The 12,233-nt window shown below is 41.8% G+C and carries 10 protein-coding genes and 1 other RNA gene; 6 read left to right on the plus strand and 5 right to left on the minus strand.

The window, feature by feature from the left end; translation table 11 throughout:
- The coding region (locus LV83_RS21545; RefSeq protein WP_211320503.1) for a hypothetical protein at positions 1 to 235 on the plus strand (235 nt) is incomplete at its 5' end.
- Positions 236 to 668: 433 nt separating this feature from the next.
- Here LV83_RS21545 and LV83_RS21325 read toward each other — a convergent pair.
- Positions 669 to 989 (minus strand): hypothetical protein, encoded by a 321-nt coding sequence (locus LV83_RS21325; RefSeq protein ID WP_146613756.1) that lies wholly within the window; start codon positions 987 to 989, stop codon positions 669 to 671.
- Between the two features lie 332 nt (positions 990 to 1,321).
- Between LV83_RS21325 and LV83_RS18295 the strand changes: the two genes are divergently transcribed.
- Entirely contained in the window at positions 1,322 to 1,945 is a 624-nt protein-coding gene (locus LV83_RS18295; protein WP_146613757.1) for a DUF6992 family protein, read from the plus strand.
- 778 nt (positions 1,946 to 2,723) lie between these two features.
- Here LV83_RS18295 and ald read toward each other — a convergent pair.
- Complete coding sequence (ald, locus tag LV83_RS18300) at positions 2,724 to 3,842, minus strand: alanine dehydrogenase (RefSeq protein ID WP_111613015.1); 1,119 nt, start codon at positions 3,840 to 3,842, stop codon at positions 2,724 to 2,726.
- Between the two features lie 434 nt (positions 3,843 to 4,276).
- Here ald and LV83_RS18310 point away from each other — a divergent pair, with 434 nt between their 5' ends.
- Positions 4,277 to 6,691, plus strand: coding sequence for an alpha-ketoacid dehydrogenase subunit alpha/beta (locus tag LV83_RS18310; protein WP_111613017.1), 2,415 nt, complete (start codon positions 4,277 to 4,279; stop codon positions 6,689 to 6,691).
- Positions 6,692 to 6,737: 46 nt separating this feature from the next.
- On the opposite strand, the gene LV83_RS18315 is transcribed toward LV83_RS18310, so the two are convergent.
- Complete coding sequence (locus tag LV83_RS18315; protein ID WP_111613018.1) at positions 6,738 to 7,409, minus strand: hypothetical protein; 672 nt, start codon at positions 7,407 to 7,409, stop codon at positions 6,738 to 6,740.
- A 67-nt stretch (positions 7,410 to 7,476) separates the two neighbouring features.
- Here LV83_RS18315 and LV83_RS18320 point away from each other — a divergent pair, with 67 nt between their 5' ends.
- Complete coding sequence (locus tag LV83_RS18320; RefSeq protein ID WP_111613019.1) at positions 7,477 to 8,472, plus strand: acyl-CoA synthetase family protein; 996 nt, start codon at positions 7,477 to 7,479, stop codon at positions 8,470 to 8,472.
- 190 nt (positions 8,473 to 8,662) lie between these two features.
- Here the strand turns inward: LV83_RS18320 and LV83_RS18325 are convergent, their stop codons facing one another.
- Both LV83_RS18325 and rnpB read right to left on the minus strand, forming a co-directional pair.
- Positions 8,663 to 9,820 carry a sigma-54-dependent transcriptional regulator gene (locus LV83_RS18325; RefSeq protein WP_111613020.1) on the minus strand — a complete coding sequence of 386 codons (1,158 nt, stop codon included), beginning with the start codon at positions 9,818 to 9,820 and terminating at the stop codon, positions 8,663 to 8,665.
- 17 nt (positions 9,821 to 9,837) lie between these two features.
- Positions 9,838 to 10,236, minus strand: an RNA gene (rnpB, locus tag LV83_RS18330) — RNase P RNA component class A.
- Positions 10,237 to 10,955: 719 nt separating this feature from the next.
- Here rnpB and LV83_RS18335 point away from each other — a divergent pair.
- Complete coding sequence (locus tag LV83_RS18335; protein ID WP_111613021.1) at positions 10,956 to 11,429, plus strand: DUF4442 domain-containing protein; 474 nt, start codon at positions 10,956 to 10,958, stop codon at positions 11,427 to 11,429.
- A 45-nt stretch (positions 11,430 to 11,474) separates the two neighbouring features.
- Positions 11,475 to 12,038 carry a DUF3109 family protein gene (locus tag LV83_RS18340; protein WP_111613022.1) on the plus strand — a complete coding sequence of 188 codons (564 nt, stop codon included), beginning with the start codon at positions 11,475 to 11,477 and terminating at the stop codon, positions 12,036 to 12,038.
- Positions 12,039 to 12,233: the final 195 nt, after the last annotated feature.

A 12,233-nucleotide genomic window follows, 5' to 3' on the forward strand; every position in this document is an offset into this window, starting at 1 on the left:
AGCGTCCGGCCTGGCGCGGAGAAGCATTATTTTGACAAAGGTTTTTGTTTCTTTTTGCCTTCAAAAAGAAAGGGGAAATATGCTGTCCAATCTGGTCCAACTTCCCCGACTTGGATCCACCTCAATGCAGTCTCCCGGCTTCCCTAACTTCATTATTCAACATTCGATATTCATCATTCGAACTTACCAAGATCCAAATCTCAAAACGTTACGTTTCCATCTTGCTGGCAACTGATCCCCGTCTCCGAATGACTATCGTGGGCCAGCGCTGGGGTACGAATATATTCTTAAAACCTAGGGTTGAAACCCTAGGCTATTATATTGCATGCCTTCAGCATGCTTTATTCCATAGATCAATTAAAAAATACCATTCTTCCCTTGTAGGGATCGGGCTCACGACCAACCTCCAACTTCCCTGCTTCCCTGCTTCCCTGCTTCCGAACCTCCAATTTTAAATTCTCAATTCCTTCATTTTAAATTCTTAATTTCCTTCTTGCTGGCACCGCGTCCCCGTCTTCGGTCTTCCAAACATCGGACATCGGTCACCGGACATCCAACCTCCAACTTCCCGACCTCCAACACCCGACAACCGACAACCGACAACCGCCAACCGCCAACCGACTACCGCCAACCGACAACCGACAACCGACAACCGCCAACTCCCAACCTTACGTACTACTCTTAGGAAAATCAGGTCTAGTCTCTGGATGCTTTTCCCAATATTGAACGATGGAAGGCATATACTCATCGCTTTCTATGGTTCCCTGTAGATTTACTTTTTGACCCTCGTAGAGATATATTTTTCCATTTTCCACCCTCTCTACAGTTAGCCCATTTCCATCCAAAAGTTCCTTTACTTTTTTCCATTCTTCAGGATCGCTCACGTAAGTTTCAAAGCGGATATAAAATTCCTCTCCTATGGGAGGGATGGGATAATCATGAGGAATGTCTGCGCTGATAATCGGTTCGGTAGGAAAAATAAGTTTCATGATTTCGATAATTTTGCTTTACTAAATTTACGCAGGATTGACTGGAAGGTTAAGCTCCCGACCTATCACAGGGCAACTGCCAACTGTCATCCGCTATATGCCTCCAACTTCATTATTTGATATTCGATATTCTTCATTCATCATTAATAACATCTCAAGGTTATAAACAGTTACCCTACTCAACCGAAAACCGAAAACCGAAAACAGCCAACCGACATCGGTCACCCGTCATCGGTCACCCGTCATCCGACATCCAACATCGGTCACCCGTCATCGGACAACCGACAACCGACAACAGACAACCGACAACCGACAACAGACAACCCTCAGCTATGCTCAATAAATCACCTTCCTATTCACTTGCACTTCTTATAATTCTGCTAACAGCGGTCTTTCTACCCTTGGATACATTTGCCCAAAGTTTTGCAGAGCTTCAGGATTTCAACCAAACCAGAATTTCCTATAATGAAAAGGGAATGATGATTCTTGGAGGATGGGCAGTAGGAAATATGATTTGGGGAGGAATAGCCGCAGGACAGACGACTGGACAAACAAAGGCTTTTCACCAAATGAATCTGTATTGGAATTCGGTGAATTTAGTCATCGCAGGATTTGGGTACTGGCAGGCAACTAAGGATACTCCCGGAACTGACTTTTGGGCAACTATGGATGCTCAGCAGAATATGGAGAAAATATTGCTTTTCAATGCTGCTCTCGATATTGCCTATATAGCAGGGGGGATGTACCTAAAAGAAAGGGGATTAAGACTAAACAAGGACAAGTTTATAGGATTTGGAAAGTCCATCATACTCCAAGGAGCATTCCTGCTCACATTTGATGCAGTGATGTACACCTTTCATCATACCCACGCTAAGGAACTGCCGCAGATTGTCAATCAGATCAGTTTAGGTCCAACAGAATTCAGTTTGACCATCCCACTAGCTTCTAGAAGGTAAACTCTTAGTTTTTCCCTGCTATCCTGCTTCTCCAGAAGCTGGATCATTTGATGTCAAAAGGTTACTTAAGCTTTATCCTCTCGCTATCCTACTTCTCCAGAAGCTGGATATACAACTCATTTGTTAAAATTTTACTGTTGCTTTTAATTTCCAATCCTCTTGCCAACGGCAAGACCTATAACAGCCCAGCATGCAATGCTGGGTTAATTAAAGTTGATTAAAGAGGTGATTTTACAAATGAGTGCCAACGGCACGATCGGCATTTGTTCCTCTAAGCTGCGCCCTCCGCGTTATCCTCTGTGAACTTTGTGGTAAAAACTTTTCCTGCTATCCTGCTTCTCCAGAAGCTGGATTATTCGATATCAAAAATATACCTAAGCTTCATCCTCTTGCCAACGGCAAGACCTATAACAGCCCAGCATGCAATGCTGGGTTGATTAATTAGAAACATTATCCCAGAGTGCCAACGGCACGATCAATATTTATTCCATCATACTTAAGCAAAAGAATTATCCATAATTAATCCCCACGAGACAGGAATTCTATCGGAGATTTTCAATTTCCACGGATTGGATTCACATCTAAGCTGCGCCCTCCGCGTTATCCTCTGTGTCCATTGTGGTAAAACTGCGGTCTCTACGTTATCCTCTGTAGCCATTGTGGTAAAACTGCGCCCTCCACGTTATCCTCTGTGAACTTTGTGGTAAAACCTTGTTCCAAAAAAAAAATCCCTCCAGCTTTCACCGGAGGGATTCCTATAATTTGAATTCAGCTTCTCTTAGTCAGCCAAATACTTTATCACTGGAGTATAATCCATATCAAATGCCTCTGCTACTGCCTGATACACAATATCACCATTGATAATATTCAAGCCTGGAACTAGATCAGGATTGTCCTGTGCTGCCTTTTTCCAGCCCTTATCAGCCAATTGCATGGCGTAAGGAAGAGTAGCATTGGTCAACGCCAAAGTAGAAGTGTAAGGCACGGCACCTGGCATATTTGCTACGCAATAATGAACCACATCGTCGATCACGAAAGTTGGGTCCTGATGCGTAGTAGGCTTACATGTTTCTATACATCCACCCTGATCTACTGCCACATCCACTAGTACAGTTCCTGGAAGCATATCCTTCAACATATCACGAGTGATCAAGTGAGGAGCTTTTGCACCCGGAATCAATACAGCACCAATAATCAAATCATGATTCTGAATCAATTTTCTAATGTTGAATTCATTGGACATCATGGTGTTTACGTTGGCAGGCATTACATCTGCCAAATAGCGCAAACGCTGCAAGTTGAGATCCATAATCGTCACGTCTGCACCTAGTCCAGCCGCCATCCAAGCAGCTTGTGTACCTACAATACCACCGCCAAGAATCAATACTTTAGCAGGTAGTACACCCGGTACTCCACCAAGAAGAATTCCTCTTCCTCCAAGTGGTTTTTCAAGGTAATTCGCACCTTTTTGCACAGCCATTCTACCAGCTACCTCAGACATAGGAACCAAAAGTGGAAGACTTCTGTCAGGCTTCTCTACCGTTTCATAGGCAAGACAAACTGATTTGCTTGCTACCATCGCCTTAGTCAAAGGCTCATATGAAGCAAAGTGAAAATAGGTGAACAGCAATTGATCTTCTTTGATCAGTTTGTATTCCGCTTCTATAGGCTCTTTTACCTTCATAATCATCTCAGCGATCTCGTAGGTCGCCTCAATAGTAGGAAGAATAGTAGCCCCAGCTTCTACATACATTTCATCTAGGAAGCCACTGCCTTCACCAGCGGTGTGCTGAACGTAAACAGAATGACCTCTTTTTACCAATTCTTTTGCACCGGCAGGAGTAAGAGCTACCCGGTTTTCGTTGTTTTTGATTTCCTTAGGAACACCTATAATCATGACTTCAAATTTTGGATTTAAATAAACTTGACAACAAATATAGTAAGTCAAAAGCTACCAATTTGCACAACAAAGAATAGTATTTGGTATGCTTTCGAAAATAAATTGATTTCGAAATTATCTTCCGATTATTATCAAAAGCATTTAATAAATTTTAAAAAAGGAAAATTAAGCATTTTAAATTTTGAACTGCTTATTTGGCTAAATGCTTGGTTTATAGCCTTCAGGGTTTTTGATTTCCCTGCTACTATTAATGGTGATTATTTGTTTTTCAAAATTTAATTCGGTTTTGATTCTTATTACTGACTCTGCTCAAAATTTTTGATTGATAAATTATATTGTTGAAATTTGCATAGAAGGCGGATTTGGCTATTTTTGAATGATTCAAAAAATCAGCTAAGTAAAACCCAAATAACTTTAGTAAATTAACCTCTATGTCAGAAGTTCAATCAGTTCCAAAAAACCTGAATTCTCCGAATCTTTCTAAAGAAGCCATACTTGAAGACTTTAGAATTGCCATGGTTAGTAGGCATGCTTCATTGATGGGTAGGAAAGAGGTTTTTATGGGAAAAGCGAAGTTCGGAATTTTTGGAGATGGTAAGGAATTAGCACAAATAGCTATGGCCAGAGCCTTCCAAATTGGAGATTTTCGCTCAGGCTACTACCGAGACCAGACGTTTATGCTGGCCATAGGTGAATTGACAGTTCAACAATATTTTTCTCAGTTATACGCCCACACCAATGTGGAGGAAGAACCTGCCAGTGCTGGGAGATTGATGAATGGTCACTTCGCAACAAGATCTATTAATGATGATGGAACTTGGAAGGACCTGACCAAAATGTATAATTCTGCAGCAGATATTTCACCCACAGCTGCTCAAATGCCTAAGCTTCTTGGCTTGGCTTACGCATCCAAACTCTATAGAGAAAACAAAGGCCTGAAAGAAATGACTAAGTTTTCGGTTAACGGAAACGAAGTTGCCTGGGGCACCATAGGAAATGCCTCTACTTCTGAAGGGATGTTTTTCGAGTCTATCAATGCTGCGGGCGTGATGCAGGTCCCAATGGTGATTTCCATTTGGGATGATGGCTATGGAATCTCTGTTCCAAATGAGTTTCATACAACTAAAGGCAGTATTTCTGAGGTTTTGGAAGGTTTTGCCAGAACAGATTCCCAGAAAGGAATTGAGATTATTAAAGTGAATGGCTGGGATTACGAGGCCTTACTGAATGCTTATGTGGAAGCAGGAGAACTGGCAAGAACCTCCCACGTTCCGGTACTGATTCATGTGAAGGAAATGACTCAACCTCAAGGTCATTCTACCTCTGGGTCACATGAGCGATACAAAGACAAGAAGAGACTTCAGTGGGAAAAGGATTGGGATTGTATCTCCAAATTCAGAGAATATATCCTGAGTAATCGAATTGCCAATGCTGATGCCTTGGATAAAATTGAGGCTAGCGCCAAAGCTCAGGTTAAGCAAGAAAAAGAGGCTGCCTGGTCTAATTTTTCCAGTGAAATCAAAAAAGAATTAAATGAAGTGGTGACTCTTCTGAGGGAAACTGCTCAGCATAGCACAAGAAAAGTAATTCTCAATCAACTAGCAGAGGAACTTTCCAAAACTATAAATCCCATTAGAAAGGATGTGGTAATGGCTGCCCGAAAGGCACTGTTGACCCTGAGATTGGATAGCCCTGCAGTTAAGGCGGATCTGAAAAACTGGTTCTCAAAACAAACTGATTTAAATTTCGATAGATACAATTCACATCTTTATAGCCAGTCAAAATGGAGTGTTTTGAATGTGGAGGAAGTACCGGCCAAGTTCAACGACAAGTCTTCTTTAGTAGATGGCAGGGAAATTCTACAATCTTACTTTGACCTAACACTTGAAAAAGACCCTCGTTTCTTTACATTCGGTGAGGATGTGGGTAAAATCGGAGATGTAAACCAAGCCTTTGCTGGCTTACAGGCAAAGCATGGAGAGCTGCGCGTAGCTGATACAGGAATAAGAGAATGTACCATAATTGGTCAGGGAATTGGAACTGCTTTACGTGGTTTAAGACCCTTGGCCGAAATCCAATACTTGGATTACCTGCTCTATGGACTTCAAATGCTTGCAGATGATGTTGCCTGTCTAAACTACCGTACCAAAGGAGGTCAGAAGGTGCCTATGATCGTGCGTACCCGAGGACATAGATTAGAAGGCGTTTGGCATTCTGGTTCTCCTATGGGTATGATATTGTCCTCCTTGAGAGGAATGGTAGTTTGTGTTCCTAGAGATATGACTCAGGCTGCTGGAATGTATAATGCACTCCTTAAGTCTGATGAACCTGCCATTGTCATTGAATGTCTGAACGGTTACAGACTGAAAGAGAAAATGCCTGATAATTTGGGGGAATACACTGTTGCCTTAGGCAAGCCAGAAATACTGAGAGAGGGAACTGAAGTTACCATCGTCACTTATGGTTCTATGTGTAGAATAGTATTGGAAGCTGCTGATGACTTGGCGGAAATGGGCATAGAAATAGAAGTTCTTGATGTGCAGACGCTGTTGCCTTTTGACGTGCACGGTATCATTGGGGAATCAATAAAGAAAACCAACCGTGTGATATTTGCTGATGAGGATGTTCCTGGAGCTGGTTCTGCATTTATGCTACAGCAAGTAATGGAAGGTCAGGAAGTATTTAAATTCCTGGACTCCGAACCACAGACGCTCACTGCAAAGGCTCATAGACCAGCTTACTCATCGGATGGAGATTATTTCTCTAAGCCTAGCGTAGAAGATGTGGTCGAGAAGGTGTATGCTATGATGAGTGAAGTGAATCCGAAGAAGTACCCTGCAATCTAAATAGCTGATAATAATCAATAAAAAAAGCCCTTCGAAAGGGCTTTTTTTATTGTCTTGTGATTTGTGAGAGTGTGACTTCAGGGCTTAAAACTTCATTACTCCTGTTAAGCGCTCTATCCTGAATTTCAACAGCAATTTGTATAGTATCCCTTCTGAAAATAGGTTCCCAACCGGAGGATAGCATTCCATAGCTAATATTCCCTTCAACTGCTTGCCCTACATCAGACGTAAGAATTCTTGGGAAACGCCCATTGAAAGTAGTGAAGTACGGAGGGTCCTGCCACCTAAACTCTGTGAATTGCCCATTTCTTTTGATATAGAATTTGACAAAAATATTAAACTGATTAGGGTTCTGCTTTACCCAAATCGTGTCTTTAACAACTTGGTTATTTACTATTGGATCTATTAACCAATCGATAGGGTTGTAGGTAGGAGCTTCTGCAGGTCTAGTTCCGTAAGTGATCAGGTCTCCGTTTGTATCTCTTTGGAAGTCCACATCTTGGAATGGCGGATCATCATCAGTGGATGATAAGCCTAAATCTCCCTCTGCGTCCTGAAAATCAATCCCAATGATTAGGGAGTCAGCCCCGTTAGTAGGAACGTATTCAAGTGATTCAAAGGTGATTTTGGGTACCGAAGGGAAATTATCCGGTGGGTTAATACAGGCATTCGCGAGTAGTAACAAAAAGAATATTCCTAAATAGCTTTTTAAACGCATAAGGCGAAAGTAAATTTACCAGCAAATTAAACCAATACTTTGGTTGATTGATGCAAAATATAAAACGATGCAGGACTTTAAAAGTTTTTCAAACAGGTTAAGTAATTTGAGTTCTGTCGAATTCGAAAATCTTTCCCTGGAACTTTTTCATTTCCAGTCTCAGGCTAATCCAATTTACAGGAAATATATAGCCGCTCGCAACTTAAGTACGGAAAAGGTGCAATCCATGGATCAAATTCCATTTTTACCCATCCGTTTTTTCAAGGATCATCAGGTCATATCGGGAGAGACAAGCGATTTTCCGGAGTTTTTCTCCAGCAGCGGAACTACAGGGATGATTACCAGCAAACATTACATTTGGTCTGAGAAATGGTATCTGTATCATGCACAGCGCATTTTTGAAAATGAATTTGGATCACTGAAAGATTTTCATGTTCTGGCACTTTTGCCCGCTTATCTGGAAAGGAAGGGGAGTAGCCTAGTGAGTATGGCTGATCATTTTATTAAGGAAAGCAATTCTGATCATTCAGGTTTTTACCTCTATAATCAGGATGAGTTGCTCGACAAAATGGAGTTGCTGGCAGGAGATCCTAAAAAGATCCTGCTTTTAGGAGTGACTTTTGCCTTATTGGATTTGGCAGAGTCAGGGAAGAAATTCAATTCACCCTCCAACCTACTAGTGATGGAAACAGGAGGGATGAAAGGCAGGAGAAAGGAGATGATCAGGGAGGAAGTGCATAATATTTTGAAACCTTTTTTCGGGGTGGAAAGTATTCATTCAGAGTACGGAATGACTGAACTCATGTCTCAGGCTTATTCAAAAGCTGCGGGGAAGTATACGCTTCCTGATTCTATGCGCGTTATGCTTAGGGATGTAAACGATCCACTTTCACTCTCGCAGCGCTCCCAAGGAGGAATCAATGTGATTGATCTGGCGAATTTTCATTCCTGTGCATTTATTGAAACTCAGGATTTGGGGAGATTTGATGAAAATGGAATGCTGGAAGTGCTGGGGAGATTTGACAACAGCGAAATTAGGGGCTGTAATCTATTGGTGCAGTAATTGCTATCTAACTAATAATTGAACATATTTGACCTTTGACAAACAAAAACAGACAGATGAAAAAATTAGCCACTGCAGCATTATTGATTGGGATATTAGCATTGGGAGCTTGTGCTTCCAGTAAGCCTTGCCCAGCTTACGCCAAGGCGACGACTACTCAGGACGCCAATAGCTAAAAAAACACGCTGATCTAATAATCAGCGTATTTTTTTATGTCTTCCAGGCTAATTTCAGGTTCGCCTAGTATCACCAGTCTCTCTACTACATTTCGCAGCTCCCGGATATTACCAGTCCAAGGATATTCCTGCAGTTTTGCCAATGCGGCTTTACTGATACTTTTTGGTGCATCCCCGTTTTCCTGAGAGATATCATCCAAAAACTTATTTACTAATAAAGGGATATCGTCCTTTCTATCTTTTAGCGCTGGAACCTGAATAAGAATCACACTTAACCTGTGATATAAATCCTCTCTAAACTTATTCTCCTCAATCTCTTTCTTCAAATCCTTATTCGTAGCTGCAAGCACGCGTACATCCACTTTGATGTCTTTGTCTGAACCTACACGATTGATCAAGTTCTCTTGAAGTGCACGTAGAACTTTTGATTGGGCTGAAAGAGACATATCTCCGATTTCATCCAAAAACAAGGTGCCACCCTGAGCCTGTTCAAACTTCCCTTGACGCTGCTTATGAGCCGAAGTAAAAGCGCCTTTCTCATGTCCAAAAAGCTCGCTTTCAATTAGTTCTGAAGGAATAGCGGCACAGTTTACTGCCACAAAAGGTTGTGTAGATCTATTGCTTTTTGCATGTACCCAATGAGCGACAAGTTCCTTACCGGTGCCGTTCGGTCCTGTGATCAGCACTCTAGCGTCAGTAGGAGCGACTTTTTCAATCGTGTCTTTTACCTTATGAATAGCGGCAGATTCTCCCACCATATCCAATTTCTTGGATAGCTTCTTCTTAAGCACCTTGGTCTCAGTGACTAAATTCTTTTTGTCCAAAGCATTACGAACTGTGAGCAAAAGACGGTTTAGATCCGGAGGTTTAGGGATAAAGTCGAAAGCCCCCTTCTTAGTTGCTTCTACGGCAGTTTCTATGCTCCCATGTGCTGAGATCATGATGAACTGAGGTGATTTATCAAGCCCTTTGGCCTTTTCCAGTACTTCTATGCCGTCCATTTTTGGCATTTTCACATCACAGAGAACAAGATCGTAATCGTCTTCCTGCAACTTTGCCAACCCCTCTTCTCCATCTTGGGCTTCTGTCACTGTGTATTTTTCGTACTCTAGAATTTCGCGGAGTGTGGCGCGGATGACTTTCTCGTCATCAATGATCAGTATTTTCGACATAGTTTCAATATAAAATAAAAAAGTGCAAGTCTATAAGCCGGGTTCTGTTTCCTCCTCTATTTTCAGAGTCAGTTTCTTGCCATTTATCTAGCCCCGACTTCGCAATCGGGGTCCATCGATCTACCCATTCCGCATAAAAGCGAGCAACTTTTCCCGGAACTGAATCCGGCGCGGAACCTATTTGATCTTTCAACCCATAAGGTTTGCCATGCCCCCGATGTCACCATCGAAGCGGTGGGCTCTTACCCCACCTTTTCACCCTTATCCCGATAGCTATCGGGACGGTATATTCTCTGTTGCACTAGCTGTAAACTGACCGTCACCAGTCAGCCCCCTTCCCGTTAGGAAGTATGGCGCTCTATGTTGCCCGGACTTTCCTTCCCGATAGCTATCGGGACGACAAGACGACTTGCACGTTCCAAAGTACGGCATTTTCTGGCTATCGGTTTTGGAAAATGTTTGGTTGGAAATAAACCTTGAGGAACGGGATTGTGTAAGTAGTTCTATTTCTGTCTCTTTTCACTTATCTTTTTGGTACTACCACGAATTTAGAGGAATTGATAATCGATTAACTGGTGAAGATGGTTTCCGGAGGCTAGCATCCGGATGGGTGAGCCTTTCGGGATTTTCGGTTTTGTACTGAATTGAACACCGTGAAGAAAATGACTTAGCTCCCGAGGTACGAGAGGACAAGTCGTAAAGAAAATGCCCAGAGGCATTTTTAGACTTGGGCCAGGTTGTGGGAGGGAGTCATTTTTAGGTGTGAAATGCAGTACAAAATTCCGCTGTTTGCTCAGCATAAAGTAGCACTACACCTCACAGCGGAAATTGAGCATTACGAAATCTTCACACCCTAAGATGATTGCTAAACATGCGAGATTCCATGTGGCAAGTGAAAAACAAATTACAAGCACATGAAAGAAAAAGCCGAGGCTCAGGGCTTTTTGGTTACTTTTTGGCCGCCAAAAAGTGACAAAGAAAAACCTATAGAGAAAGGGGGAATGTGTTAGAAATGTTAAGTTTCCGAAAGAAAAAAGCAGTAATGATAATCAGAACCTATACTCTCTACTAGAGAAATTAGTTAAAAACCCAACTTGCTTTTCCATTAAATTCAGGGTAGAATCATCTTTTTCTTATGGATAAAAACAAAAATAAAAAGTTCAGAAGATTGATTCGATTAGTCAATTGGTATCCACCCTATTTATTTTCGGGGATTAAAGTGATTGACCATGCAGATGATTTTTCCAGTTTCCGTACTCGTCTCAAACTCACCTGGTACAACAGGAACCTAATCGGTACCGCTTTTGGAGGTTCTCTTTATTCCATGTGCGATCCATTCTTTATGTTTATTCTAATCATTCAGCTTGGTGATGAATACATCGTTTGGGATAAAACAGCAAGTATAGAGTTTGTAAAACCTGGTAAAGGGACTGTTTATGCGGAATTCAAACTCTCTCCTGAACAGGTAGCGGCCATCAAAATGACTGTAGACCGTGACGGAAAAGGCGTATTTGAGTTTCCTTGTGAAGTAAAAGATACCGAGAGTAACATCATCGCCAAGCTGCAGAAAGGTGTTTATGTGAGAAGAAAAGACCTGGCTAAGCCGTAAGCCTATCGTTCGATTGCGTAACTTTGAGGGCAAATAAAGAAGACCATGATAATAGTAGGGGATACCGTTCTTTCGGATGATATAAAGGAGAATTTTTTCGTCTGTGACCTTGAGGCTTGCAAAGGTGCTTGCTGTGTGGAAGGGGATGCAGGCGCACCATTGGAAGATGAGGAAACCAAGATCATCGAAGATATATACCCAATTGTCAAAGATTACATCACAGAAGAAGGTCGTCAGGCAATTGAAAAGCAAGGTACTTGGGTATTTGATAAGGATGGGGACAAAGGTACTCCTACCATTGGAGATAATCGAGAATGTGCTTACGCCTTAACTGATGATCGTGGAATTCTAAAATGTGGCATAGAGCAAGCTTACCTAGATGGCAAGATCACTTGGAAGAAACCTATCAGCTGCCACATGTACCCAATTCGTATTACCAAATACGATCAGTTTGATGCCCTGAATTATGATCGCTGGCATATCTGCGATCCAGCATGTCAGTTGGGAGCTAGTCTGAAAGTGCCAATCTATAAATTCCTCAAAGACGCGCTTATACGGAAGTATGGAGAAGCTTGGTATGCGGAATTGGTAGAAGAGATTGAAGGATGAGTTGATTTGAAATTAGAGGTTAAAGATTTGAGATTTGAAATTTTCAAAATCACACGTTATTCTACTGCTTTTTTCGATGCTACTAGGATCCTGTTTCAATGACTATAAAAAATTTGAGGGAGTAATATTAGACCTTAGGGCAGTAAATGGGCCGAAAGTAATTGGGTTTCGAACTGTCTATGAATTTCAATATTT

Source organism: Algoriphagus yeomjeoni (assembly GCF_003259505.1).
Taxonomy (GTDB): Bacteria; Bacteroidota; Bacteroidia; order Cytophagales; family Cyclobacteriaceae; genus Algoriphagus; species Algoriphagus yeomjeoni.

What these genes read in the sequence shown, in the direction of transcription:
- LV83_RS21325 (WP_146613756.1), bottom strand. Translation starts at nt 989, where the DNA reads ATGAAACTTATTTTTCCTACCGAACCGATTATCAGCGCAGACATTCCT.
- LV83_RS18295 (WP_146613757.1), top strand. Translation starts at nt 1,322, where the DNA reads ATGCTCAATAAATCACCTTCCTATTCACTTGCACTTCTTATAATTCTG.
- ald (WP_111613015.1), bottom strand. Translation starts at nt 3,842, where the DNA reads ATGATTATAGGTGTTCCTAAGGAAATCAAAAACAACGAAAACCGGGTA.
- LV83_RS18310 (WP_111613017.1), top strand. Translation starts at nt 4,277, where the DNA reads ATGTCAGAAGTTCAATCAGTTCCAAAAAACCTGAATTCTCCGAATCTT.
- LV83_RS18315 (WP_111613018.1), bottom strand. Translation starts at nt 7,409, where the DNA reads ATGCGTTTAAAAAGCTATTTAGGAATATTCTTTTTGTTACTACTCGCG.
- LV83_RS18320 (WP_111613019.1), top strand. Translation starts at nt 7,477, where the DNA reads ATGCAGGACTTTAAAAGTTTTTCAAACAGGTTAAGTAATTTGAGTTCT.
- LV83_RS18325 (WP_111613020.1), bottom strand. Translation starts at nt 9,820, where the DNA reads ATGTCGAAAATACTGATCATTGATGACGAGAAAGTCATCCGCGCCACA.
- LV83_RS18335 (WP_111613021.1), top strand. Translation starts at nt 10,956, where the DNA reads ATGGATAAAAACAAAAATAAAAAGTTCAGAAGATTGATTCGATTAGTC.
- LV83_RS18340 (WP_111613022.1), top strand. Translation starts at nt 11,475, where the DNA reads ATGATAATAGTAGGGGATACCGTTCTTTCGGATGATATAAAGGAGAAT.